The organism is Klebsiella sp. KP20-425-1, from assembly GCF_025813515.1.
In the GTDB taxonomy this organism is placed as follows: domain Bacteria; phylum Pseudomonadota; class Gammaproteobacteria; order Enterobacterales; family Enterobacteriaceae; genus Klebsiella; species Klebsiella pneumoniae.
This window is the reverse complement of sequence record NZ_CP109614.1, coordinates 3441640-3466414: the sequence shown is the minus strand read 5'-3', so window position 1 is coordinate 3466414 and position 24775 is coordinate 3441640. Positions and strand designations below refer to the sequence as shown.

The window sequence follows — 24775 nt, the reverse complement described above, 5'->3', positions numbered from 1 at the left end:
TTATCCTCGTAATATCGCCGTTAGCCCCTTGCTCCGCGCATAATCTTGCGCGAAGGCGAGCAGCTCAGGAGCGTCCAGCGGTTTGTCCGGTGCGGTGTAGGGCTGACTGAGTAACTGGTATTTGTTCATTCCCAGCGTGTGGTACGGCAGGTAATGGATCTCGCTGACCTGCAGGCGATCGGCGGCAAAATCGGTGATCGCGGCAATGTCGGCTTCGCTGGCGTTGAATCCCTGGATCAACGGCACGCGAATAATCATTTTTTTCCCCGCCTGCGCCAGACGCTGCAGGTTATCCAGCACCCGGCGGGCGCTGCCGTCGGTCCACTGCTGAAAAACGGCCTCGTCAACGTGCTTCAGATCGGCGAGAAACAGGTCGACAAAGGGTAAAGACGGTTCAATGTATTTCCACGGCACGTGCAGGCAGGTTTCCACGGCGGTGTGAATGCCTGCCTGATGACTGGCTTCGAACAGCGCTTGCGCCAGCGTTGGGTTCATAAAGGGTTCGCCGCCGGAAAGAGTGATGCCGCCGCCGCTGCGATCGTAGAATGGTTTATCACGCAGCACCGTCGCCATGATCTCCTCGACGCTCTTCTCCTCGCCGCACACCGTGAGTGCGGTGGTGGGGCAGCAGTCGCGCAGCGCGGCGATATGGCTGTCGTTAACGTTTTGCCGGTGAATGATCAGGCCATCGAGGGTGCGGGTGATAACCGCCGGCGCCGCCTGCTGGCACAGCTCGCAGCCGGGCAGGCACAGCCGCGAGTCATACAGCAGATCTTCGCTACGGGCGCGGCTCTCCGGGTTCTGGCACCAGCGGCAGCCCAGCGAGCAGCCTTTCAGGAAGACGACGGTGCGGATCCCTGGGCCGTCATGGGTGGAATAGCGCTGGATGTTGAAGATCATGGCTTATCCTCTTTTTTGCGTATGAATATAAAAACACTTTCGAATGAAAGTTATGTTGACGCAAATCAACAAGCGGGATGGGGATAAGTCAGAGAGGAGAAAATAACGAGAGCGGTCACAAAACCACCGGCGACTCTCGTCGCCGGTGTGGGGGTCAGTGCGAGCCGCATACCTCGCACTGCGGGTGACGCATCAGCCTCATTTCGCGAAACTGGCAGGTCATGGCATCGTAGATGACGATTTTTCCGCTGGCAGGGGTGCCGTAGCCGCTCAGCAGCTTAATCGCCTCCATCGCCTGCAGCGAACCGATGGTGCCTACCAGCGGGGCCATTACCCCGGCTTCGACGCAGGTGAGGGCATTTTCGCCGAACAGACGGCTCAGGCAGCGGTAACAGGGGTCGCCATCCTGATAGGTAAAGACGCTGATTTGCCCCTCCATACGGATCGCCGCTCCGGAGACCAGTGGGGTTTTGTGCTGAAAGCAGCCGACGTTAAGCTGGTTGCGAATGGCGACGTTGTCGGTGCAGTCGAGCACCAGATCGTGATCGGCAATCTGCGCCGCCAGCGCCGCCTCATCCAGCAAGGCATTGAGCGGGACCAGACGGACGTGCGGGTTAATGCGCGCCAGCGCCTCGCGGGCGGAATCCACCTTCGGCTGGCCGAGGGTGGCGTCGCTGTGCAGCGTCTGGCGCTGCAGGTTGGAGAGCGAGACAGTGTCGAAATCGAGCAGGGTGAGCTGCCCGACCCCGGCGGCGGCCAGATACTGCGCGGCGGCGCAGCCGAGCCCGCCGAGGCCGACCACCAGCACGCGAGCGGCTTTTAACCGCTCCTGGCCGTCAAAATCAAAACCGCGCAAGACGATCTGCCGGTTATAGCGCAGCATCTCTTCATCGCTCAGCTCAACGGTCATTACAGCCCCCCAAACAGGTGACTGAAGGGTTCGACCTCGACCCATTCACCTGCTTCAACATGGCCGCGCTCACGCTCCAGCACGATAAAGCAGTTGCCGAGGCTGAAGGAGCTGAAAATGTGCGAGCCCTGATGGCCGGTGGTGTTCACCACCAGTTCGCCGTCCGGGTTGCGCTGCAGAATACCGCGCTGAAAATCGAGGCGGCCAGGCGACTTTTTCAGGCGCGTGGCGGCGCGGACCCGCAGGCGGGGCGCCTGAAGCGGGCCGTGCTTGCCCGAGAGTTTCGCCAGCAGGGGTTGCACCAGCTGACAGAAGGTGACGGTGGCGGACACCGGGTTACCCGGCAGGCCGCAGAACCAGCTGCTGCTGAGCTTGCCGAAGGCGAAGGGTTTCCCCGGCTTAATCGCCAGCTTCCAGAAGCCGATCTCCCCCAGCTCTTCGAGGATAGTTTTGGTGTAATCGGCTTCACCCACTGAGACGCCGCCGGAGCTAATGACCACATCGGCCTGCTGGTCGGCGGCGATAAAAGCGTCACGCAGCTTCGCCGGGTCGTCAGGAATAATGCCGAGGTTAATGACCTCGTAGCCCAACTGCTGCAGCATCAGGTGCACTGCCAGGCGGTTGGTATCGTAAATCTGGCCGTCGCCGAGCGGTTGACCCGGCAGCTGCAGCTCATCGCCGGTTGAGAAGACCGCGACGCGTACCTTGCGCACCACCTCGACCTCGGCAATGCCGAACGAGGCCAGCACCGGCAGCTCGGCCACCGTCAGGGGTGTCCCCGCCGGGAAGACCACCGCGCCGTGGGCAATATCTTCTCCGCGGCGGCGAATATGCTGCCCGGCTTTTACCGGCGCGATAAAGCGCACGCCGGCCTCGGTCTGTTCAGTCTCTTCCTGCATCACCACCGCATCGCAGCCTTCCGGCACCGGCGCGCCGGTCATGATGCGGATACAGGTCCCCGACGGCCAGGCGTCGTTGAACGGCTGGCCGGCGAAGGCCTTACCGGCGACCGGCAGCGCCGCGCCGTCGCGAAGGTCGTTCAGCCGGACGGCATAGCCATCCATCGCCGCGTTATCAAAGCCGGGCACATCCAGCGGGGAGACGATGTCATGGGCGGTCACACGCGAGAAGGCCTGCAACAGCGGTACAGTTTCCGTCGCGTTCAGCGGCGTAATACGATCGAGCATCTGGGCGAGGGCTGTGTCGAGCGGCATCAGTCCGGCGGTAAAATCCATGGGTCACTCCTGCGGGCAAAACAGCGAAAACGCCTATTATGGCAGAAAAGCGGCGCGGGCTGTATGCCACCTGGGTACGAGGCTTTACATCGCCCGCCGCTCTTTCTATATTCAAAAATTGTATAAGACATTCAGCAATATAATGATATCAATACCCTTATTCATGACGTGACCGGCGCCGCGCCGCGGTACGACAGGGCAGGGGCGATCCACTTCATCGTTAAGGACTGGCGAAATGGGCAAGGCGGTTATAGCAATTCACGGCGGCGCAGGGGCGATTTCTCGCGCGCAAATGACGCCGGAGCGGGAGCGAGAGTATGTGGCGGCGCTGTCGACTATCGTCGAAAGCGGGCAGAAAATGTTGGCCGCGGGCGCCAGCGCGCTGGATGCCGTGACCGAGGCCGTTCGGCTGCTGGAGGAGTGTCCGTTGTTCAACGCCGGAATGGGCGCGGTATTTACCCGCGATCAAACCCACGAGCTGGACGCCTGCGTAATGGACGGCTACAGCCTGCAGGCGGGCGCGGTAGCCGGGGTCAAACATTTGCGTAATCCGGTGCTGGCGGCGCGTCTGGTGCTGGAGAAGAGTCCGCACGTATTACTGATCGGCGAGGGGGCGGAAAATTTTGCCATCTCCCACGGGATGGCGCGCGTGGATAACGATCTCTTTTCCACTCCTGAAAGGCTGCTGCAGCTGCAGGAGGCGAAAGCGGGCGGGGAGATTATCCTCGACCACCACGCCGCTCCCCTCGACGAACGCCAGAAAATGGGCACCGTCGGCGCGGTGGCGCTCGATCTGGCCGGCAATCTGGCGGCGGCGACCTCCACCGGCGGCATGACCAACAAACTGCCCGGACGCGTCGGCGACAGCCCGCTGCCGGGCGCGGGGTGTTATGCCAATAATGCCAGCGTGGCGGTCTCCTGTACCGGCACCGGCGAAGTCTTTATGCGCACCCTGGCGGCCTACGATATCGCCGCCCTGATGGAGTATGGGCAGCTCAGTCTCTATTCCGCCTGCGAGCGGGTGGTGATGGAGAAACTGCCGGCTCTCGGCGGCAGCGGCGGGCTGATAGCCGTCGATCGCGAAGGCAACGTCGTTTTACCGTTTAACAGTGAAGGCATGTACCGCGCCTGGTGCTATGCCGGCGATACGCCGACCATTGGCATTTATCGCGAATAGAACAAGGGAGAGGGCGAGTGTCGCAAACTCACGAAACCGATACCTGCGAAGTGCTGGTGGTGCGCAACCTGAACGTGGCGTTCCGCCAGCAGGATGCGCCGGAGGTGCAGGCCGTGCGTCAGCTTTCCTTCAGCCTGCGCCGCGGCGAGACGCTGGCGATAGTGGGTGAGTCCGGTTCGGGAAAATCGGTGACCGCGCTGGCGCTGATGCGTCTGCTAGACGCGGCCAGCAGCGAGGTGAACAGCGAGGGGCTGTGGTTGCGGCGGCGTAACCGGCAGGTGATCGCGCTCAATGAGCAAACGGACGCTGAGATGCGCCGGGTGCGCGGCGCGGATCTGGCCATGATTTTTCAGGAGCCGATGACCTCGCTGAATCCGGTTTTTACCATCGGCGAGCAGATTGCCGAATCCCTGCGCCTGCACCAGGGGCTGGGGCGCGAAGAGGCGCTGCGCGCGGCGAAAAAGATGCTCGATCAGGTGCGTATTCCCCAGGCGGAAGAGATGCTCTCGCGCTATCCGCACCAGCTCTCCGGCGGCATGCGCCAGAGGGTGATGATCGCCATGGCGCTCTCCTGTCGGCCGGCGGTGTTGATAGCCGATGAGCCAACCACGGCGCTGGATGTCACCATCCAGGCGCAAATTCTGCAACTCATTGCCGTCCTGCAAAAGGAGATGGCGATGGGGGTGATCTTTATCACCCACGATATGGGCGTCGTGGCCGATATCGCCGATCGGGTGCTGGTGATGTATCGCGGTGAGGCGGTAGAGACCGGCAGCGTTGAGGAGATCTTTCGTTCGCCGCAGCACCCGTATACGCAGTCGCTGCTGGCGGCGGTCCCGCGGCTGGGGGAGATGCGTGGCCAGGATCTGCCGCGCCGTTTTCCGCTGCCGGGCCAGCCGCTGGCGGAGAGCGAAACGCCCGATACGGTAGTCGCCGGCGAGCCGATCCTGCAGGTGCGTGACCTGGTGGCCCGTTTTCCGGTGCGCGGCGGGCTGCTCAATCGCGTGACGCGCGAAGTGCATGCGGTGGAGAAGGTCAGTTTTGATCTCTGGCCGGGAGAGACCCTGTCGCTGGTGGGCGAGTCCGGCTGCGGCAAGTCGACCACCGGCCGGGCGCTGCTGAGGCTGGTAGAGACCCAGGGAGGCACCATTACCTTCGACGGTCAGCGGATCGATACCCTCGCCGGCGGCAAGCTGCAGGCTCTGCGGCGCAATATTCAGTTTATTTTTCAGGATCCTTACGCCTCGCTTGATCCGCGTCAGACGGTCGGCGATTCGATTATGGAGCCGCTGCGGGTGCATGGCCTGCTGCGTGGGGAAGCAGCGCGTGAGCGGGTCGCCTGGCTGCTGAAGCGCGTGGGGTTGCAGCCGGAGCATGCCTGGCGCTATCCCCATGCCTTTTCCGGCGGCCAGCGGCAGCGGATCTGCATTGCCCGCGCGCTGGCGCTGAATCCGAAGGTGGTGATAGCCGACGAGTCGGTGTCGGCCCTGGATGTCTCCATTCGGGCGCAGATTATCAACCTGATGCTCGACCTGCAGCGCGAGATGGGCATCGCGTTTCTGTTTATTTCCCATGATATGGCGGTGGTGGAGCGCATCAGCCACCGCGTGGCGGTGATGTATCGCGGTCGCATTGTCGAAATAGGCCCGCGCCGCGCGGTGTTTGAAAACCCGCAGCACCCCTATACCCGTAAGCTCATGGCCGCCGTACCGGTGGCCGACCCGGGCCACCGTCATCCGCAGCGGGTCCTGCTGTCTGATGACGTCCCGGGCAATATTTATAAGCGGGGCGAGGAGATCGCCAGCGTGCCGTTGCAGCAGGTCGGGCCGGGCCACTTCGTCGCCCGCGAATCCGCCGATGTGCTGGGCAGAACATAACAACACATAACGCATCTTTTCAGGAGAACACGATGACACAACCTGTTTCACGCAAATGGTGGCTGGCGCTGAGTATCGCGGCAGCCCTGGCGAGCGCTCCCGCCTTTGCCGCCAAAGATGTGGTGGTGGCGGTCGGGTCTAACTTCACGACCCTCGACCCCTATGATGCCAACGATACCCTGTCGCAGGCGGTGGCGAAGTCCTTTTATCAAGGCCTGTTCGGCCTTGATAAAGAGATGAAGCTGCAAAACGTTCTTGCTGAGAGCTATACCGTGTCACCGGACGGCCTGGTGTACACCGTTAAGCTGCACAGCGGGGTGAAATTCCAGGATGGCACTGACTTTAACGCCGAGGCGGTAAAGGCTAACCTCGATCGCGCGAGTAACCCGGATAACCATCTCAAGCGCTATAACCTATATAAAAATATCGCCAGTACCGAGGCGGTCGATCCGACTACGGTCAAAATTACCCTGAAGCAGCCCTTCTCGGCGTTTATTAACATTCTCGCCCATCCGGCGACAGCGATGATTTCGCCGGCGGCGCTGAAAAAATATGGTAAGGATATCGGCTTCCACCCGGTGGGCACCGGGCCGTATAAGCTCGACACCTGGAACCAGACGGATTTTGTGAAGGTCAGCAAGTTCGATGGGTACTGGCAGCCGGGGCTGCCAAAGCTGGATTCTATCACCTGGCGTCCGGTGGTGGATAACAATACCCGGGCGGCGATGCTGCAGACCGGCGAGGCGCAGTTCGCCTTCCCGATCCCTTACGAACAGGCGCCGCTGCTGGCGAAAAACAGCAAACTGGAGCTGGTGGCCAGCCCGTCGATCATGCAGCGCTACATCAGCATGAACGTGACGCAGAAGCCGTTCGATAATCCGAAGGTACGGGAAGCCATCAACTATGCGATTAACCGCCAGGCGCTGGTGAAGGTAGCGTTCGCCGGCTACGCCACCCCGGCGACCGGAGTGGTGCCGCCGTCGATCGCCTATGCCCAGACCTACACCGCCTGGCCATACGATCCGGCGAAAGCGCGCCAGCTGCTGAAAGAGGCGGGCTACCCTAACGGTTTCAGCACCACGCTGTGGTCATCACATAATCACAGCACCGCGCAGAAAGTACTGCAGTTCACCCAGCAGCAGCTGGCGCAGGTGGGGATTAAGGCGCAGGTGACGGCGATGGACGCTGGTCAGCGGGCGGCGGAAGTGGAAGGTAAAGGGCAGAAAGAGAGCGGGGTACGGATGTTCTATACCGGCTGGTCCGCCTCCACCGGTGAAGCCGACTGGGCGCTGTCGCCGCTGTTCGCCTCGCAAAACTGGCCGCCGACGCTGTTTAATACCGCGTTTTACAGCAACCCGCAGGTGGATAACGCGCTGAGCGAGGCGCTGAAAACCACCGATCCGCAACAGAAAACCAAACTCTATAAAGAGGCGCAGGATATTATCTGGAAAGAGTCGCCGTGGGTGCCGCTGGTGGTCGAGAAACTGGTCTCCGCCCACAGCAAGAACCTCACCGGTTTCTATATCCAGCCGGATACCGGCTTTAGCTTCGAACAGGCGGACCTGACGCCGTGATCATGTTCATCTTCATGCGTCCTCTCTCCCGGAATGGGAGGGAGCGATGCTGAATTATGTGATTAAGCGCCTGCTGGGCCTGATCCCTACTCTGCTTATCGTCGCGGTGCTGGTGTTTCTGTTCGTCCATATGCTGCCCGGTGACCCGGCGCGGCTGATTGCCGGACCTGAGGCCGATGCCCAGGTGGTGGCGATGGTGCGCCAGCAGCTGGGGCTTGACCAGCCGCTGCATGTCCAGTTCTGGCACTACATCACCAACGTGCTGCGCGGCGATTTTGGCATTTCCATGGCCTCGCGGCGTCCCGTTGCCAGTGAGATAGCCAGTCGCTTTATGCCCACGCTGTGGCTGACGCTGGCCAGCATGAGCTGGGCGGTACTGTTCGGGATGGCGGCGGGGATTGCGGCCGCGGTGTGGCGCAATCGCTGGCCCGACCGTCTGGGAATGGCGCTGGCGGTGAGCGGCATTTCGTTTCCGGCTTTTGCCCTTGGTATGCTGCTGATGCAGGTGTTTTCGGTTGAGCTGGGCTGGCTGCCGACGGTGGGGGCCGACAGCTGGCGGCACTATATTTTGCCGTCGTTGACCCTTGGCGCGGCGGTGGCGGCGGTCATGGCGCGCTTTACCCGCGCGTCATTCGTCGATGTGCTGCATGAAGACTATATGCGTACCGCCCGGGCGAAGGGGGTGAGCGAAACGAGGGTGGTGCTCAAGCATGGTCTGCGCAATGCGATGATCCCGGTGGTGACCATGATGGGGCTGCAGTTCGGCTTTCTGCTCGGCGGGTCGATCGTTGTGGAGAAGGTGTTTAACTGGCCGGGGCTTGGGCGCTTGCTGGTCGATTCGGTGGAGATGCGCGATTATCCGGTGATTCAGGCGGAAGTGCTGCTCTTTTCGCTGGAGTTTATTCTTATCAATTTAGTGGTGGATGTGCTGTACGCGGCCATAAACCCGGCTATCAGGTATAAGTAAGGTGCGATTGCTTAACTGGAGAAGGCAGGCGGCGCTGAACGCCATGCCGGGCATCAGACCCGGCGAGATCCATACCCCCTGGCATGAGTTCTGGCGGCGCTTTCGTCGCCAGCCGGTGGCGATGGGCGCTGGTATTTTCGTGCTGTTGCTGATTGCGGTAGCCATCGTTGCCCCATGGATAGCGCCGTACGATGCGGAAAATTATTTCGACTACGACCGTCTGAACGAGGGACCTTCGCTGGTGCACTGGTTCGGAGTCGACTCCCTGGGACGGGATATTTTCAGCCGGGTGCTGGTCGGGGCGCAGATCTCGCTGGCCGCCGGGGTACTGGCGGTGCTGATTGGCGCGGCCATCGGCACGGTGCTTGGGCTGCTGGCTGGCTACTATGAGGGCTGGTGGGACCGGCTCATTATGCGACTTTGCGACGTGTTGTTCGCCTTTCCGGGGATCCTGCTGGCGATCGCGGTGGTCGCCGTCATGGGCAGCGGGATGGCCAACGTGATCATCGCCGTGGCGATCTTCTCGATCCCGGCGTTTGCTCGTCTGGTGCGCGGCAATACGCTGGTTCTGAAGCAGCAGACCTTTATTGAATCGGCGCGCAGCATCGGCGCCAGCGACGCCACCATTCTGTTCAACCATATTCTGCCGGGGACGGTGTCATCGATCGTGGTTTATTTCACCATGCGCATTGGGGTATCGATTATTTCGGCGGCCAGTCTGTCGTTTCTCGGCCTCGGCGCGCAGCCGCCCACCCCGGAGTGGGGCGCGATGCTCAACGAAGCGCGGGCGGATATGGTGATGTCTCCGCACGTGGCGCTCTTTCCGGCGGTGGCGATTTTCGTGACCGTGCTGGCGTTTAATCTGCTGGGAGATGGCCTGCGCGATGCGCTGGATCCGAAGTTAAAGGGGTAGGGTGAGGGAAAGCTCCGCCGGGAGTCCTTTATGTTATCTGCGGCTTCAGCGCACATTGCGCTTCCGGTTAATTTTCTGCGTTATGTCTCTCATGGCGCAGGGAGCGGTGTGAGGCGGAAACGACCGCCGGACGGTTCCCTCTCCTCCCGGGAGAGGGCCAGGGTGAGGCGAAGCATCGCTGGAAAGTCCTTTATGTTATCTGTGGCTTCAGCGTAGTTTGCGCTCCCGGTTAATCGTCTGCGTTATGTCTCTTATGGCGCAGCAAAATAACGGCGCAACAGGGCTGCCTGGAAGGTAATCAATGCTTGCCCGTGGCGCTGCGCTTGCGCGGACCTGGGGGGTGAGCCTACGGGAGGACCCCGTAGGCTGGGGAATGCGCTAAGCCGCTATCCGGGAAGCTGGACTAGACCCGGGTACCCCACAGGTCGTATTCGTCGGCGTGCTCGACTTTCACCCGCACCACGTCGCCCGGCTTAACGCGGGTTTCGCCGTTCAGGTACACCGCGCCGTCGATTTCCGGAGCGTCGGCCATGCTGCGGCCAATGGCGCCTTCTTCATCAACTTCATCTACCAGCACCAGGATTTCGCGCCCCACTTTCTCCTGCAGACGCTCGGCAGAGATCTGCTGCTGCAGCTGCATAAAGCGGTTCCAGCGCTCTTCTTTCACCTCTTCCGGCACCTGGTCCGCCAGCTCGTTGGCGGTAGCGCCTTCAACCGGGCTGTACTTGAAGCAGCCGACGCGGTCGAGACGCGCCTCTTTCAGGAAGTCGAGCAGCATCTGGAAATCTTCTTCCGTTTCGCCCGGGAAGCCCACAATAAAAGTGGAGCGCAGGGTCAGATCCGGGCAAATTTCACGCCACTGCTTAATGCGCGCCAGCTGACGGTCCGCAGAACCTGGACGCTTCATCAGCTTCAGAATACGCGGGCTGGCGTGCTGCAGCGGAATATCGAGGTACGGCAGAATCTTGCCTTCCGCCATCAGCGGGATCACATCGTCAACGTGCGGGTACGGATAGACATAGTGCAGGCGCACCCAGATGCCGAGCTTCGCCAGCTCTTCGCACAGACTGACCATGCTGGTCTTCACCGGCATACCGTTGTGGAAGCCGGTGCGGTGCTTGACGTCGACGCCGTAGGCAGAGGTGTCCTGCGAAATCACCAGCAGCTCTTTCACGCCGGCGTCAGCGAGGCGTTTGGCTTCGGCCAGCACTTCGCCAATCGGACGGCTCACCAGATCGCCACGCATGGACGGGATGATGCAGAAGGTGCAGCGATGGTTGCAGCCTTCAGAAATTTTTAAGTAGGCGTAGTGGCGCGGCGTCAGCTTAACCCCCTGTTCCGGCACCAGGCTCAGGAACGGGTTGTGCTTCGGCTTCGGCGTATAATGGTGGACATGCTCCAGCACCTGCTCATAGCTGTGCGGACCGGTGATCTCCAGCACCTTCGGATGCACTTCGCGGATCTGATCCTCTTTCGCGCCGAGACAGCCGGTGACGATTACCTTGCCGTTCTCTTTCAACGCTTCGCCGATCGCTTCCAGCGATTCCTGCACAGCGCTATCAATAAAGCCGCAGGTGTTAACGATCACCATATCGGCGTTGTCGTAGGTCGGTACGACGTCATAACCTTCGGTGCGCAGTTCGGTCAGGATACGCTCTGAGTCCACGAGGTTTTTCGGGCAGCCCAGGGAGACGAAGCCGATTTTCGGCTGATGCGTGACATTGCTCATAGCTTAAAAAGTGTTCAATTATTGGAGTGGTCAGGGCAGGAATTCTACAGATCTTTGCGAAAAAGAGTATAGCTCCGTCGCGGTTAATGGTGAAAAAGCGCCCCCGACCTGTCTTTTACGCCCCCCACCGCCAGAGCGGATCCCACACGCCCCGGAGCAGAGGGGCGGGACACGCTTCTGACAAGCCGTGCGCACAGGCGGCTCAAGCCCGGCGTGGCTGCCGGGCAGAGACTTATTGCGCCGGGTTAATGGCTGCGGAGGGCGTGGCGCCGGTTTTTTTCGGCTCGCGCTTATCCTGCAGCGTGAAAATAGAGATCAGGGTAAAGAGCCCGGCGACGCTGCCGAGAATCAGATAGGTGTTGGCGAAGCCAATGGTATCGTACAGATAGCCTGCCAGCGGAGAGTAAATGGCGGTGGCGATCGAGGCGACGAACAGCACCAGCAAATAGACCGTCGAAGAGAGCTTGTGGTCGAAGTTGGCGGCGATGAATTTAAAGACCGATACCAGAATCAACGGCTTCTCCAGAGCATGCATCATTTTCACCGCACCAATCCACACCGGGCCGAGGGGCACGGCTGAGCCGACAATACGTACCGACATGATCAGCCCGGCGATGATCAGCGCCCATTTGGCGCCGGTCCGGTTAACAAACCATGGCATCAGGCAGAGGAACAGGGTTTCACCGCAGACCTGAATAGACGCGAGGATCCCGTACCAGCGGTTGCCTTCCTCCGGCGTCGGGAACTGTAGCGAGAAGTACTGGGCAAACTGCTGATCGTAGGTGTCGTAAATCTGCGTGACGAACAGGGTAAAGAGCAGCAGCATCCAGAACTGACCATTCTTCGCCAGCTCAAGGGCATGAGAGACCTTCAGCGATTCGCTTCGCGCCACATCGGCGTCGGTTAATTCAATTTTGGTTAGCATAAAGCAGATGGCGGCGATGACAATGGCGAGGCTGGCGAGCCAGAAGGCCAGATTAGGATTGCTGTCGATATACTTACCCACAATCCAGGCCGCCGCTGCCCAGCCTAACGAGCCCCACATCCGCACACGACCATATTCGAACTGATAGCGCCGGGAAATCTTATCGATATAAGAGTCGATTACTCCGCAGCCGGAGTTAAAGATGATCCCCAGATAGATCCCTCCCAGCAAGGCGCCAAACCAAAAGTTGTGCACCAGCAGCGGCGCGTAAACGTAGATAAAGAAGGGGCCCACCGGCAGGAGCAGGGCGACCAGCAGCCAGATAAGCCGTTTTTTCAGGCCGAACTTGTCAGAGATAAAGCCGAAGAAAGGCTGCATCAGCAGGGCGATAAAGGCGTTGACCGAGTAAAGCAGCCCGGTCTTCGTGGCGCTGATGCCAAGATGCTGGGTGGTCCAGATAACGAAGAAAGCCATGGTCGACGACCAGGCGAACAGGTAGAGGAAATCGAAAAGACTCAACAGAAGGTAGTTTCTTTTACCGGACGTCATGTTTCAGTTCCTTGCAAATGGGCAGAGAGAATGTCAGCGATCCGCGGGCCGCGTTCGCTGTTTTCCAGGCATGTTATACGTATTACATTAATTATTTGTTATGACATCCTAATTGACGATGGTGCAACAGGTCATATGAGGTATTGTGATCATTGCTGCACTAATTTTGTCTCTTATTGCCATTTTCTGTTTATTAATTTCAGATTGAAATTAATTGTGATCGTATAACATTGTTTTTGTTATACACCCTACAATGCGTTAAAGTTTCCACATTGTAAATGATGTTAAAGAACTGGGGATTATTGACCTGGCGCATCATTTTGCACAAAAAATAACCGTATTATGGAAAGGGTAAAGGACGACAGAGGAGGAACCGTGATGACCGTTGACAGACTATACCGCCACCTTCTGCAGAAGCTTATTAACGCCAATATCGATATTGACGCCTATCTGCAACTGCGAAAGGCCAAAGGCTACATGTCAGTCAGCGAAAATGACCATCTGCGTGATAACTTGTTTGAGCTTTGCCGTGAAATGCGTGCGCAGGCGCCGCGCCTGCAGAATGCCATTTCACCGGAGGAGAGGGATGTCCTTCGCCTGGCCGGCGAATCGGTCGCCGCCGCTGCACTATGCCTGATGAGCGGGCATCATGATTGTCCGCTATACATCGCTGTTAACGTAGAGAAGCTAGAACGCTGTCTGACAGGATTGACCTCAAATATTCATAAATTGAATAAATTGGCGCCAATCACTCATGCCTGATCGGCTGAAACCCAGGGGAAGTGAATGCTTCCCCTGTTAAAGGTTATGTAAAAATCCCCGCGCAAATTTCCCCGCTGGCTACCCTTTAGCCCAGAGCTGACGAAAGGAGAATGCCATGCGTCCGATCCCACTGCTGTTGATATTGAGCGCCTTAGCGCTACCAGCCCTGAGCCAGGCCGCGGTGCGGGTGGAGGTATTGCAAAACCGGCTGGCCCAGCCGTGGGGCATGGCCTTTCTGCCTGACGATCAGGGCATACTGATCACCCTGCGCGGCGGCGAGCTCAAGCGCTGGCAGCCGGGTAAAGGTCTGTCGGCGCCGATAGCCGGCGTGCCGCAGGTATGGGCCAACGGCCAGGGTGGCCTACTGGACGTGGCGCTGGCCCCGGATTTCGCCCAGTCGCGGCGGGTGTGGCTGAGCTATGCGGAAAGCGACGCCAGCGGTAAGGCGGGCACCGCGGTGGGCTATGGGCGGTTGAGCGAGGATGCCACGCAGCTGACGAACTTTACCGTGGTCTTTCGCCAGCAGCCGAAGCTCTCCGTCGGCAATCATTTTGGCGGCAGGCTGGTGTTCGACGGCAAAGGATATTTGTTTATCGGGCTGGGCGAAAATAATCAGCGCGCCACCGCCCAGGATCTCAGCAAGCTGCAGGGGAAAGTGGTCCGCCTGACGGAGACCGGAGGTGTACCGCCGGATAACCCTTTTGTCGGCCGGGCTGACGCCAGGCCGGAGATCTGGGCTTACGGCATCCGTAATCCGCAGGGCATGGCGATGAATCCCTGGAGCGAGGCGCTGTGGCTGAACGAGCATGGCCCGCGCGGCGGAGATGAAATTAATATTCCGCAGGCGGGGAAAAATTACGGCTGGCCGCTGGCGACGCACGGTATTAACTACAGCGGCCTGCCCATTCCGGAAGCAAAAGGCAAAACGGTTCCGGGGACCGAACCTCCCCTGTATGTCTGGCCGGTCTCTCCCGGGGTGAGCGGGATGGCCTTTTATTCGGCGCCGACCTTTCCCCAGTGGCAGCATAAGCTGTTTATCGGCGCGCTGAAGGAGACATCGCTGATTGTCCTGGCGGTGGACGGTAATCAGGTCCGCGAGGAGGGGAGATTACTGGAGGCGCGCGGAAAACGCATCCGCGATGTTCGCGTGGGACCCGACGGCTATCTGTACGTTTTAACCGACGAGTCTAACGGCGAGCTATTGCGGTTGAGTCCCGAGGCTTAGCCTCAGGTCACCGGGATCTGCACTACTTCGCGCCAGGCAGGACGTTGGCTAATCTGCTGATACCAGCGCTGCAGATGGGGCCGCGGTTGCCAGCTGTCGAGGATCGACAACAGATTGTAGACGAAGGGAGCGACGGCAATATCGCCAAGGCCGAACTGCTCGCCGGAGAGCCACGGCGTTTTGGCCAGTTCGTCATCCAGCATGGCGAACAGCGCTTCGCAGGCGCTGATCCCCGCGGCGATGGCCGCCGGGTCGCGCTGCTCCGGTGGCGTTCTCACCAGGCCCATTAATACCGGGCGATGGGCGGGTGAGAGGGTGCCGTTGGACCAATCCATCCACTTTTCCCCTTGCGCGCGCTGCGCCGGCGCGGCCAGCCACAGACGGTCAACGCCATACTGGGCCGCCAGGTAGCGAATAATCGTATTTGATTCCCACAATACCACCCCGGTGGCATCGTCCTTTAACAACGGCACCAGCCCGTTCGGGTTCATCGCCAGATATTCCGGGTCATGATTGAGACCAAACTCCAGCCCGGCGAGGATCTGCTGATAAGGTAGATCCAGCTCCTCCAGCACCCAGCGTACTTTCTTCACGTTGGTCGAGTTATTACGTCCCCACAGTGTAATCATTTTCGCTCCTGAGTTTGTTTCACTGCCGTTGCAGCGCGATCGGCGATCATGTTGGGATAAAGTTAAAAATCCGGCAAGCTTTTTTATTTGGCTGTTATTAAAGGTTTTTATGCTTACTCCCTTCAGCCAGGGGCACTCCTGGGTTACAGGGCCCGGAAAGTGTTTTTACTATTTTACAGGAGTAATATCTATAGGGTGTTACGCTACGAAGGAAAGGGCGTGAATATGGTGTATCTTATTGATAATTAAAGCTTTAAATCATGCATGCATCTATAAAAACGCTCCCTCTCCGTCTCGGTTAAAATCTCAATGTCGCCTGAGGGTATAATTTGATGCTGATTATTGCATCGCAATCATCTGAGGAACACAGGTTAATATTAATAAATAGAAAGTCAGTGAAAGAATTATATTTTTACAGGGATGAACTGTTGTTTTTATCGATCGGATATACATCTTTTTCATCCCACCCAGAAAAAATAGACCATGAGAGGCGCCGACTGGCTGGAAGATATTCTGAAAAATAGCAAAAAAAACCCAGTGACTGGCACTGGGGAGTAAATTTACTCAGGGTTGCATGCTGTTCTCAAGATAATATTCGAGTCTCGAAGTATGGGTTAACCAAAGGTAACCATCAACTTCCATACAGACTACATGGGAAATATACTGTATTAAATAACCAGGAATCCACCCTTACTTTTGTGCTATTTATCTTACCTGGGTAATCACGGCGGGGGTAAGTGGTATATAATGCAATAATCAGTATTTGAATCTATAGCGTTAAACGAGCAGAGCCTGGTAGAGGACTTTACTTTCCCCGGAAGGATTTGAAAAAGGCGGTTAAAATGAATGACTGATAAGGATGGCCAGCATACTATCGCGGTGCTATCAAAACATCCCTGCAAAACGAAATAGGGATAAAAGAAGCACTGGCGAACTGCAGTCTGGAAGAGCGAGTCGTAGAGCTCGATATGGCATCGGACGAGAAGGGTAGGAGATTACCCGGGAAGAGATGTTAACCTTTTCATCAAACCGGCGTGATTAATAACGGGCAACAGAATCAGAGCGGCCCGGGGTTTTGAGAGCAATACTTCTGTAAAGGCCACGGCTGTGGATGCGCTGTTATGAATGTATTTGTAAAATTTATCACCATCCAGAGTCGCCTTGAAAAAAAAAGCCCAGCGACAGGCTGGGGTGTAATTACACGCATAAAGGGATATGCCATTTTCAACACAATATGCGAATCTTAATTTATGGAATAACTGCGGGTGAGCTACCCGCTTCCATAAAGATTGCAGGGGAAACTATACTGTATTTAATGACCAGGAATCCATCCTTATCGATGTGCTATTTTTCTTACTTGTGTAATACGGAAAGGGAAAATAGCCCGATAAACTATCTTTTACCGATATGCCGACTAAAACAGGAAAGCCGTCTGCCTGCTTATCCAGTGGGCGAATAATTCATATCATTAGCGGGAGGCTCTCCCTTCCTGACCTCAATTCCTGATGGTGGCGTATAGAGGGGATAGCTGATTGATATCCTTTATCAAGGAGATTGCGCCTCCATCGGCGGAATGCTATGGCAATCGAAGCCCTGCTGAACATGGCGATCAGGCAGGCCCGATGGAGAGAAAAGTGCGGGCGTTGTTGCTAATTTCCTGAGACGGGCGTAATGACCGTCTCAAGCATAGCCCGGGAGTTCTCAACTGCATTTCAGGCGTAAATACGGCCTACAGAACCTTCAGGTTTATATTTAAGCGTCTGAGACTTCTACAGCAGCAAGCCAGATGTGGTTATTGTGAGTTCGGAAGTTGAACTGGGCCTCATGGAATGCAACCGGGCCGACATTTTGAGTTTTGTGAAGGGTATCAGCAGTAACAACCATCCCCGGTTCTCAGGTGAAGGGGGTAGGGGCGACGCGACTGGATATCACTGGCCAGGCTTTCGCTTACCCCACACGGCCCCGCCATAATGAGAATCTATAACCAGGCAAACCACAATGAAAGACACGCTTGCGACCTCTCTTTAGTAGCATTTTTCCCGAAGGCAAGTGAGCTATGTCATTGAAATTTCGGTGACTAATTGGTTTTGAAAGGCGATTTTTTTCTTGCCATAATAAAGTTAACATTAAGGCGATTACGATCAAAAAAATTGTTCTGATTAAAGCACAGCGGCATGTTATTGCGTAAACTTTAAAAACTTTACCAACTCGCTGTTTCTTTAAGGTCATTTGTACGCTTTACTCACCGGTTGCTGCGGCGCGGTCAGAGTGGCGCGGCATATTTTGTTTGGAAAGGATACTTGGGTGGCTCTTATGATGCATGACGCTTTTTCCCTTCGCGGCCTCGCGGCAGGTTGCGCGCTGTTATTTCTTGTCGCACCTGCGGTGCAGGCTGCGGAACAACTCCCCGACGCCCCTTCAATTGACGCTCGCGCCTGGATCCTGATGGACTATGCCAGCGGGAAGGTGCTCAGCGAAGGCAATGCCGATGAAAAACTCGACCCGGCCAGTCTGACGAAGATCATGACCAGCTACGTGGTAGGGCAGGCAATAAAAGCGGGAAAAATCAAACTGACCGATATGGTGACCGTTGGGCGCGATGCCTGGGCGACCGGCAACCCGGCGCTGCGCGGCTCATCGGTGATGTTCCTCAAGCCTGGCATGCAGGTTTCCGTAGCAGATCTGAACAAAGGGGTCATCATTCAGTCCGGTAACGACGCCAGCATTGCGATTGCTGACTACGTAGCGGGCAGCCAGGACGCTTTCGTTAGCCTGATGAACGGCTACGCCAAAAAAATGGGGCTGACCAACACCACCTTTATGACCGTCCACGGCCTTGACGCGCCGGGGCAGTTCAGCACCGCCCGCGATATGGCGCTGCTGACCAAAGCGATGATCCACGACGTACCGGAAGAGTACGCGGTACATAAAGAGAAAGAGTTCACTTTCAATAAAATTCGCCAGCCGAACCGCAACCGCCTGCTGTGGAGCAGCAACCTCAACGCCGATGGCGTGAAAACCGGGACCACCGCCGGGGCCGGCTATAACCTCGTCTCCTCGGCCACTCAGGGTGATATGCGTTTGATCGCCGTGGTGCTGGGGACCAAAACCGACCGCATTCGCTTTAACGAGTCAGAAAAACTGCTGACCTGGGGCTTCCGCTTCTTTGAAACCGTGACGCCGATTAAACCAGATGCCACCTTCGTTACCCAGCGCGTGTGGTTTGGCGATAGCAATGAAGCGAAACTGGGGGCTGGCGAGGCGGGCTCTATCACTTTGCCGAAGGGCCAGCTGAAAAACCTGAAAGCCAGCTATACCTTAAATCAGCCGCAGCTTACCGCGCCGCTGGAGAAGGGACAGGTGGTCGGGACTATCGACTTTAAGCTAAATGATAAAACCATTGAACAGCGTCCGCTGATTGTCATGGAGTCGGTAAAAGAGGGCGGCTTCTTCAGCCGGATGATCGACTTCGTGCTGATGAAACTGCACGGCTGGTTCGGCAGCTGGTTCTCCTGATGCCTGCCCGCGCCCTGCGGGGCGCGGGCAGCGACGCTTCAATACAGTAGGGAAATCTGCTGCGCCTTCGCCAGCGCGACCAGCTCATCATCCGGGCAGATATCGCTGGCGATCACGTCAAATTTCGCTAACGCCCCCATGCGCGCCGGACGCACTTTGCCAAACTTGCTGTGGTCGACCACCAGCACGTGGTAGCGCGCGTGACGCATCGCCCAGTGCTTAACCGGCAGCTCTTCCAGGTTATAGCAGGTCGCCCCCTGCTCGCAGTCGATCCCCGCCGCCGAGTAAAAGGCGATATCAGGGCTCAGATGGCTGAGGGTATCCTCAAGGCTCAGCGGCATAAAAATCGCGTTGCTGGCATGAAACTCCCCACCGCACAGGACCGCGCGGCACTGGGGTTTTTCCTGCAGGGCCAGAAAGGTGTTCAGGGAGTAGCAGACGCCGGTGAAGGGAAGGGCATCGTCAATGGCGTCAATAATCCACGGCGTGGTGGTCCCGCAGTCGAAGAAGGCCATCTGATGGGCCTCCAGCAGCGCGGCCGCATGGCGAGCGGCACGGCGTTTTTCCTCGACCAGCCGGGTTTTTTGATCGCTGAGCAGATAATGGGTGGCGCTGCGCGGCTCCAGCACAATGTATCCGCCGAGCAGCACAACCGGGCCGCTGTGGCCATTGAGGTCGCGACGAATGGTCATTTCCGACACCCCAAGCAGGGAAGCGGCTTCTTTCAGATGCAGCTTATCGCTGCGTTTAAGTGCCTGAATGAGCTGACTGATACGTTCGTCACGGCGAGTTTCCATATTCCCTCTGCGCTAAAATCGCCCTGCGGGGGCAGGGCGTTAGCGGGATTTTACCTGTCGCTTGCGGGTTAGTCACGCGGTGGCCGCAGCGACGGCGGCGTTTAGCCGCGCACCCAGCCTTTGCGGATTGGCAAGGAGAAGCAGAGACGATACAGCCGCTGCAGCTGATGGTATAGCGCCGGGCCGAACGTGTGCCAGATCAGCGCCGCGCCAAGGCAGCCGCACATCCCGGCCAGCAGCCCGCCGACCATATCCAGCGGCCAGTGCACGCCGAGATAGACACGGGACCAGGCGATGGCGGCGGCAATGGCCATCAGCAGGGCGCCGGACCACAGGCGATGCCAGAACAGGAAGGCCAGGGCAAAGGTAAAGCTGACGGTGCCATGGTCGCTGGGGAAGGAGTCGTCCGCCGCGTGGTGCAGGAAGTTATAGCCTACGCCGGCGACAAACGGCCGATCGTGCGGATAAAGATGGCCGATCGCCCACGACACGGTCAGGCTGATCGTCAGCGCCAGCATCAGCTTAAACACCATCTGCCGCTGGGCAGGCCCCCACAGCCACAATGTCACCACCAGCAGAGGTACGATCAGAATCAGATCTTTAGCGATGAAGATCGCCATCTCAATGGCCCACTGCGGCGAGGCAGGCGTCGCGTTGAGCAGGGCGAACAGCGCATAGTTAATATTTTCCAGCATAGACTTCCAGGCTCGTTGGTCCGATAGCAATTAAGCCGCCTACCCTAAATAAAAGCGGTGCGGAGTTAAAGGCGGCATTGTCTTAAAGATCAGGTTGTTATGAAATCCACTACCATAAAGTCTACGGCTAACAGCCTGAAAAACGTCAGTATATCGTTTGTCACATTGCTGAAACATAAACGGAATATATACACAGGCTGAATAACAGGGGAGAGGCAGGACGATGGCGCACGGCTCGTAATATTGTGCGGTGTCACCCACAATTCACTATCTCCGCGCCGGGAGTTTCATTACACTTTGCGCGATTTTTGATAGATAAGAGATTTCATGCAAAATTATTCGCTTTCAGGCCGCCGCCTCGGAAGGCAGGCGCTGTTGTTCCCGTTATGTCTGGTGCTGTACGAGTTTTCCACTTATATCGGCAACGATATGATTCAGCCGGGCATGTTAGCCGTGGTGCAGGAATTTCAGGTGGGCAACGAATGGGTACCTACCTCAATGACTGCCTATCTGGCAGGCGGCATGTTTTTACAGTGGCTGCTGGGGCCGCTGTCGGATCGTATTGGCCGCCGTCCGGTGATGTTGACCGGCGTAGTATGGTTCATCGTCACCTGCCTGGCGACGCTGCTGGCGCAGACCATTGAGCAGTTTACCCTGCTGCGCTTCCTGCAGGGGATCAGCCTGTGCTTTATTGGCGCGGTGGGCTATGCGGCGATACAGGAGTCCTTTGAGGAGGCGGTGTGTATCAAAATCACCGCCCTGATGGCTAACGTGGCGCTGATTGCCCCGCTGCTGGGGCCGCTGGTGGGCGCCGCCTGGGTGCATGTCCTGCCGTGGGAGATGATGTTTGTCCTGTTCGCCGTGCTGGCGGCCATCTCGTTCTTCGGCCTGCAGCGGGCGATGCCGGAGACCGCGACGCGGCTGGGCGAAAAGCTGTCGGTGAAAGAGCTGGGCCGCGACTATCGGCTGGTGCTGAAGAACCTGCGCTTCGTCGCCGGCGCGCTGGCCACCGGCTTTGTCAGCCTGCCGCTGCTGGCGTGGATTGCCCAGTCGCCGGTGATTATTATCAGCGGCGAACAGGCCACCAGCTATGAGTACGGCATGCTGCAGGTGCCGATTTTCGGGGCGCTGATTGCCGGCAACCTGGTGCTGGCGCGCCTGACTGCGCGCCGGACCGTGCGCTCGCTGATTATCATGGGCGGTTGGCCGATCATGTTTGGCCTGATCCTCTCTGCGGCGGCGACCGTGGTCTCTTCCCACGCTTATCTGTGGATGACGGCCGGTTTGAGCTTCTACGCCTTCGGGATTGGCCTCGCGAACGCCGGCCTGGTGCGTTTAACCCTGTTCGCCAGCGAGATGAGTAAAGGCACGGTCTCGGCGGCGATGGGAATGCTGCAGATGCTGATCTTCACCGTCGGCATCGAGCTCAGCAAACATGCTTACGAGCTGGGCGGCAACGGGCTGTTCAGCCTGTTTAACCTGCTGGGTGGGGTACTATGGCTGGGGCTGATGATTTACTTTCTGAAAGATAAAAGCGTCGGCAATTCGCAGCAGGGGTAGTTGTTTTCAACCCGGATGCGCTCGCATCCGGGTCTTATCAGGCGAACGGCGCTTCGCGATCCAACACCTTATCAATAATCTGCAGGACACCTTCTTCGTTGTTATGCGGCGCCTGATAGCGGGCGACGGCTTTGACGTCTTCCCGGGCGTTGGCCATGGCAAAGCCAAACCCGGCGTGCTGCAGCATTTCGATATCGTTGCCGCTGTCGCCGAACGCCACCACCTCGTGATCCTCAATGCCCCAGCGCTGCTGCAAAATGCGCAGCCCGTTGGCTTTGTGCACACCCGGGATAATTAAGTCGATGCTGCCGTAGCCGGTGGCCACCGCGGTGACCATGTCCCCCAGCGTCGCGTGCAGCTTCGGCTGAATTTCCGGGATCAGGCTGTCTGGCACGTTGAGACCAAATTTGAGGATGGTGTCATCGAGATGGTTAAAATCATCCACCAGTTCCAGGCGGTGATAATACTTCGCCGCCACCGTCTTCAGCGCGTCGTTGTAGCGATTGAGGGTGTAGGCGCTGCGCTTCCCGCAGGCGATGATTTCGATATTCGGCAACGTCTGCAGATGGTCGACCACGGCGTTGAAGTGGTGAACCGGCAGTTGGCAGTTGAAGACGTCTTCATTGCCGCTCACCACCCAGCCGCCATTTTCCGCCACGAAGGCGATCTGATGGGCGATCTCCGGGAAAAAGGAGATCAGCTGATAATATTGGTTGCCGCTGGCGACCACGAAGCGAATATTCTGTTCGCGCATTCGCTGGTACTGGGCGAGGAAGCGCGGCCGGTTGTAAGTTTTGGCATCGCTTAAAAAGGTGCCGTCCATATCCACCGCAATCAGTTTGATGCTCATTAGCTGTTCTCCATAACGGGTTCAGATTGTGGCTTAGCCACCGCGCGGGCGACCAGCGCCGCCACCATCACCAGACCCAGCACCACCATCATGGCGCTGCGCAGGCCGAAGTGTTCGCCGAGGAAACCCAGCAGTGGCGGCCCGACGAGGAAAGCGAGATAGCCGGTGATCGCCACCACGCTGACGCGCTTGGGCGCGTCCGGCCCGGTATCGCTGGCGGCGGAGATGGTCAGCGGGAAGCCGAGCGAGGCGCCAATGCCCCACAGCAGCACCGAGATGCCCGCCACCCAGGGGTTATCGACGAAGATGATCAGGCCTATGCCGAGGGCGCCCATCACTGCGCTGCCGCGGACCACCGCCACCCGGCTGTAGCGATCGATAAACCAGCCGCCGGTAAAGCGGCCCAGCGTCATGCCGAGGGTGAAACCGGCATAAATCAGGGAGCCGGAGGTGGGGCTAAAGCCGTGGCCATCCACCATCAGCAGCGGCAGCCAGTCGTTGGCCGAGCCTTCGGCAAAGGCCATCGCCAGGACAATGACGCCGATCAGCAGCAGCTGCGCGTCGCGCCACACCGGCAGACCTTTCGCCTCACCGTGGGCGACTTCGGCGGCATTTTTACCGGTGCCGTCGGGAATGGCGCGAATAGCAATGGCGATGGGCAGGATAGCCACCAGCGCCGCCGCCAGAATGTGCGGGGCGGCCGGCAGACCGAATCCGGTCACTGCCATGCCCACCCCGGCGCCGAACAGGGTGCCAAAGCTGTAGAAGCCATGCATCATCGGCAGCACCGTTTTATTCATCTCCCGCTCGATGGCCGCGCCTTCGACGTTGATAGCGACCTCTGCAGAGCCGAAGCTGGCGCCGAAGATAGCCAGACCGAAGGCGAACAGCGGGGCGGAAGTGACCCACAGCGCCAGGCTGAGCACCAGCATGCCAAGCACGGCGAAGGACATGGTGGTGCGGATGACCTTGCGGGTACCAAAGCGCTTCACCAGCCACGCCGAGCAGAGAATACCGCTCATCGACCCCACCGACAGACCAAACAGCACCACGCCCATCTCTGCGGTGGATAGCGCCAACAGATCGCGGATCGCCGGCGTGCGGGTGGCCCAGGAGGCCATTAACAAGCCGGGGATGAAAAAGAACATAAACAGCGCCCATAGCCGAAGCTGCAGCGCTCTGCGCGAGGATTGCGTCGTCATCCGTAAACGCCTTAAAGGAGAAGAGTGAAGACAACAGTAGCAAGTATGTGTACATTTGTACATAAACCGGAAGAGGAAAATCATGGCCCGTAGACCAAACGATCCGCAGCGCCGCGAGCGCATCCTGCAGGCGACGCTGGATACCATCGCGGCGCACGGCATCCATGCGGTGACGCACCGTAAAATCGCCACCTGCGCGAATGTGCCGCTGGGATCGCTGACCTACTATTTCAGCGGCATTGAGGCGTTAATTGAGGAGGCGTTCAGCCTGTTTACCGCCGAGATGTCGGCGCAGTATCAGCAAGGCTTCGTCGGGGTAACGAACCGGGAACAAGCCTGCGATGCCATCGCGGATCTGATCTTCAGCGCCCAGGTGACCACGGCGCGCAATATGGAGCTGATGTACCAGCTGTACGCGTTCTGCAGCAGTCAGCCGGCGCTGAAGGCGGTGATGCAGAACTGGATGCGGCGCAGCCAGCAGACGCTGGAGCAGTGGTTCGCCCCCGATACCGCCCGCGGTCTCGACGCCTTTATTGAAGGGATGACCTTGCACTTTGTCACCGACCGCGCGCCGCTGTCGAAGGCGGCAATCCGCATGATGGTCGGGCAGCTGGCGGGGGAGAGGGCGCAGGAAGAGGGGCGCTGAAGCGGCGTTTCACCCGGAATGGCTAAATGCAGGCAACAAAAAACCCATCAACCTTGAACCGAAGTGGCGGGGTTGATGGGCTCCACAAAATGGGGACATCAAAGAAAAGCAGTGGCATTACTTATGACTGATGCCCT

General features: G+C 58.3%; 21 protein-coding genes. 11 read left to right on the top strand and 10 right to left on the bottom strand.

The features are described from left to right. The 3 genes from OHJ17_RS17100 to moeA all read right to left on the bottom strand — a co-directional run bounded on the left by OHJ17_RS17100 (position 1) and on the right by moeA (position 3045). Positions 1–900, bottom strand: a complete 900-nt coding sequence (locus tag OHJ17_RS17100; RefSeq protein ID WP_004212171.1) for a glycyl-radical enzyme activating protein — start codon at positions 898–900, stop codon at positions 1–3. Positions 901–1054: 154 nt separating this feature from the next. Then, on the bottom strand, positions 1055–1810 hold the full coding sequence (gene moeB, locus OHJ17_RS17095) for a molybdopterin-synthase adenylyltransferase MoeB (RefSeq protein ID WP_032432838.1): 756 nt from the start codon (positions 1808–1810) through the stop codon (positions 1055–1057). Beyond that, a complete protein-coding gene (gene moeA, locus OHJ17_RS17090) occupies positions 1810–3045 on the bottom strand; it encodes a molybdopterin molybdotransferase MoeA (RefSeq protein WP_032432840.1) in 1236 nt (411 codons plus the stop codon). Before moeA ends, moeB begins: the two co-directional genes overlap by 1 nt. Before the next feature lie 235 nt (positions 3046–3280). Between moeA and iaaA the strand changes: the two genes are divergently transcribed. From iaaA to gsiD, 5 genes are read left to right on the top strand one after another with little or no spacing between them, the layout of a single operon-like run. Beyond that, positions 3281–4222 (top strand): beta-aspartyl-peptidase, encoded by a 942-nt coding sequence (gene iaaA, locus OHJ17_RS17085; protein WP_004147725.1) that lies wholly within the window; start codon positions 3281–3283, stop codon positions 4220–4222. Positions 4223–4239: 17 nt separating this feature from the next. Beyond that, positions 4240–6099, top strand: a complete 1860-nt coding sequence (gene gsiA, locus OHJ17_RS17080; RefSeq protein WP_004151710.1) for a glutathione ABC transporter ATP-binding protein GsiA — start codon at positions 4240–4242, stop codon at positions 6097–6099. A gap of 32 nt (positions 6100–6131) precedes the next feature. Further along, positions 6132–7673 carry a glutathione ABC transporter substrate-binding protein GsiB gene (gsiB, locus tag OHJ17_RS17075; protein WP_012068490.1) on the top strand — a complete coding sequence of 514 codons (1542 nt, stop codon included), beginning with the start codon at positions 6132–6134 and terminating at the stop codon, positions 7671–7673. 46 nt (positions 7674–7719) lie between these two features. Next, positions 7720–8640, top strand: a complete 921-nt coding sequence (gene gsiC, locus OHJ17_RS17070) for a glutathione ABC transporter permease GsiC (protein ID WP_002892997.1) — start codon at positions 7720–7722, stop codon at positions 8638–8640. 1 nt (position 8641) lies between these two features. Further along, positions 8642–9553 carry a glutathione ABC transporter permease GsiD gene (gene gsiD / locus OHJ17_RS17065; RefSeq protein WP_004147729.1) on the top strand — a complete coding sequence of 304 codons (912 nt, stop codon included), beginning with the start codon at positions 8642–8644 and terminating at the stop codon, positions 9551–9553. 403 nt (positions 9554–9956) lie between these two features. Here gsiD and rimO read toward each other — a convergent pair whose 3' ends face one another. Next, complete coding sequence (gene rimO / locus OHJ17_RS17060; protein WP_004141985.1) at positions 9957–11282, bottom strand: 30S ribosomal protein S12 methylthiotransferase RimO; 1326 nt, start codon at positions 11280–11282, stop codon at positions 9957–9959. A gap of 232 nt (positions 11283–11514) precedes the next feature. Then, positions 11515–12756, bottom strand: coding sequence for an oligosaccharide MFS transporter (locus OHJ17_RS17055; RefSeq protein ID WP_004147732.1), 1242 nt, complete (start codon positions 12754–12756; stop codon positions 11515–11517). Positions 12757–13134: 378 nt separating this feature from the next. Between OHJ17_RS17055 and bssR the strand changes: the two genes are divergently transcribed. Together bssR and OHJ17_RS17045 are read left to right on the top strand one after the other, a co-directional pair. After that, complete coding sequence (bssR, locus tag OHJ17_RS17050; protein WP_004151712.1) at positions 13135–13518, top strand: biofilm formation regulator BssR; 384 nt, start codon at positions 13135–13137, stop codon at positions 13516–13518. Positions 13519–13633: 115 nt separating this feature from the next. Next, positions 13634–14743 (top strand): PQQ-dependent sugar dehydrogenase, encoded by a 1110-nt coding sequence (locus OHJ17_RS17045; RefSeq protein WP_004141981.1) that lies wholly within the window; start codon positions 13634–13636, stop codon positions 14741–14743. Positions 14744–14745: 2 nt separating this feature from the next. On the opposite strand, the gene OHJ17_RS17040 is transcribed toward OHJ17_RS17045, so the two are convergent. Then, the gene (locus OHJ17_RS17040) at positions 14746–15372 is read right to left on the bottom strand and encodes a glutathione S-transferase family protein (protein WP_004176727.1); all 627 of its coding nucleotides are present in this window, start codon (positions 15370–15372) and stop codon (positions 14746–14748) included. A gap of 1532 nt (positions 15373–16904) precedes the next feature. Between OHJ17_RS17040 and OHJ17_RS17035 the strand changes: the two genes are divergently transcribed. Together OHJ17_RS17035 and dacC are read left to right on the top strand one after the other, a co-directional pair. After that, on the top strand, positions 16905–17033 hold the full coding sequence (locus OHJ17_RS17035) for a hypothetical protein (RefSeq protein WP_020806119.1): 129 nt from the start codon (positions 16905–16907) through the stop codon (positions 17031–17033). Between the two features lie 652 nt (positions 17034–17685). After that, the gene (gene dacC / locus OHJ17_RS17030; RefSeq protein WP_032432841.1) at positions 17686–18888 is read left to right on the top strand and encodes a serine-type D-Ala-D-Ala carboxypeptidase; all 1203 of its coding nucleotides are present in this window, start codon (positions 17686–17688) and stop codon (positions 18886–18888) included. Between the two features lie 38 nt (positions 18889–18926). On the opposite strand, the gene deoR is transcribed toward dacC, so the two are convergent. Together deoR and ybjG are read right to left on the bottom strand one after the other, a co-directional pair. Next, complete coding sequence (gene deoR / locus OHJ17_RS17025) at positions 18927–19685, bottom strand: DNA-binding transcriptional repressor DeoR (protein WP_004151717.1); 759 nt, start codon at positions 19683–19685, stop codon at positions 18927–18929. Positions 19686–19786: 101 nt separating this feature from the next. Beyond that, on the bottom strand, positions 19787–20380 hold the full coding sequence (gene ybjG, locus OHJ17_RS17020; RefSeq protein ID WP_004141974.1) for an undecaprenyl-diphosphate phosphatase: 594 nt from the start codon (positions 20378–20380) through the stop codon (positions 19787–19789). Positions 20381–20707: 327 nt separating this feature from the next. Between ybjG and kdeA the strand changes: the two genes are divergently transcribed. Then, the gene (gene kdeA, locus OHJ17_RS17015) at positions 20708–21940 is read left to right on the top strand and encodes a multidrug efflux MFS transporter KdeA (protein WP_004151718.1); all 1233 of its coding nucleotides are present in this window, start codon (positions 20708–20710) and stop codon (positions 21938–21940) included. 37 nt (positions 21941–21977) lie between these two features. Here the strand turns inward: kdeA and OHJ17_RS17010 are convergent, their stop codons facing one another. Further along, on the bottom strand, positions 21978–22790 hold the full coding sequence (locus OHJ17_RS17010; protein WP_004179130.1) for a Cof-type HAD-IIB family hydrolase: 813 nt from the start codon (positions 22788–22790) through the stop codon (positions 21978–21980). Then, the gene (locus tag OHJ17_RS17005) at positions 22790–23992 is read right to left on the bottom strand and encodes an MFS transporter (RefSeq protein WP_004151719.1); all 1203 of its coding nucleotides are present in this window, start codon (positions 23990–23992) and stop codon (positions 22790–22792) included. Before OHJ17_RS17005 ends, OHJ17_RS17010 begins: the two co-directional genes overlap by 1 nt. An 82-nt stretch (positions 23993–24074) precedes the next feature. Between OHJ17_RS17005 and OHJ17_RS17000 the strand changes: the two genes are divergently transcribed. Beyond that, positions 24075–24638: a TetR/AcrR family transcriptional regulator gene (locus OHJ17_RS17000; protein ID WP_004141969.1), complete on the top strand. Its 564-nt coding sequence runs from the start codon at positions 24075–24077 to the stop codon at positions 24636–24638. Positions 24639–24775: the final 137 nt, after the last annotated feature.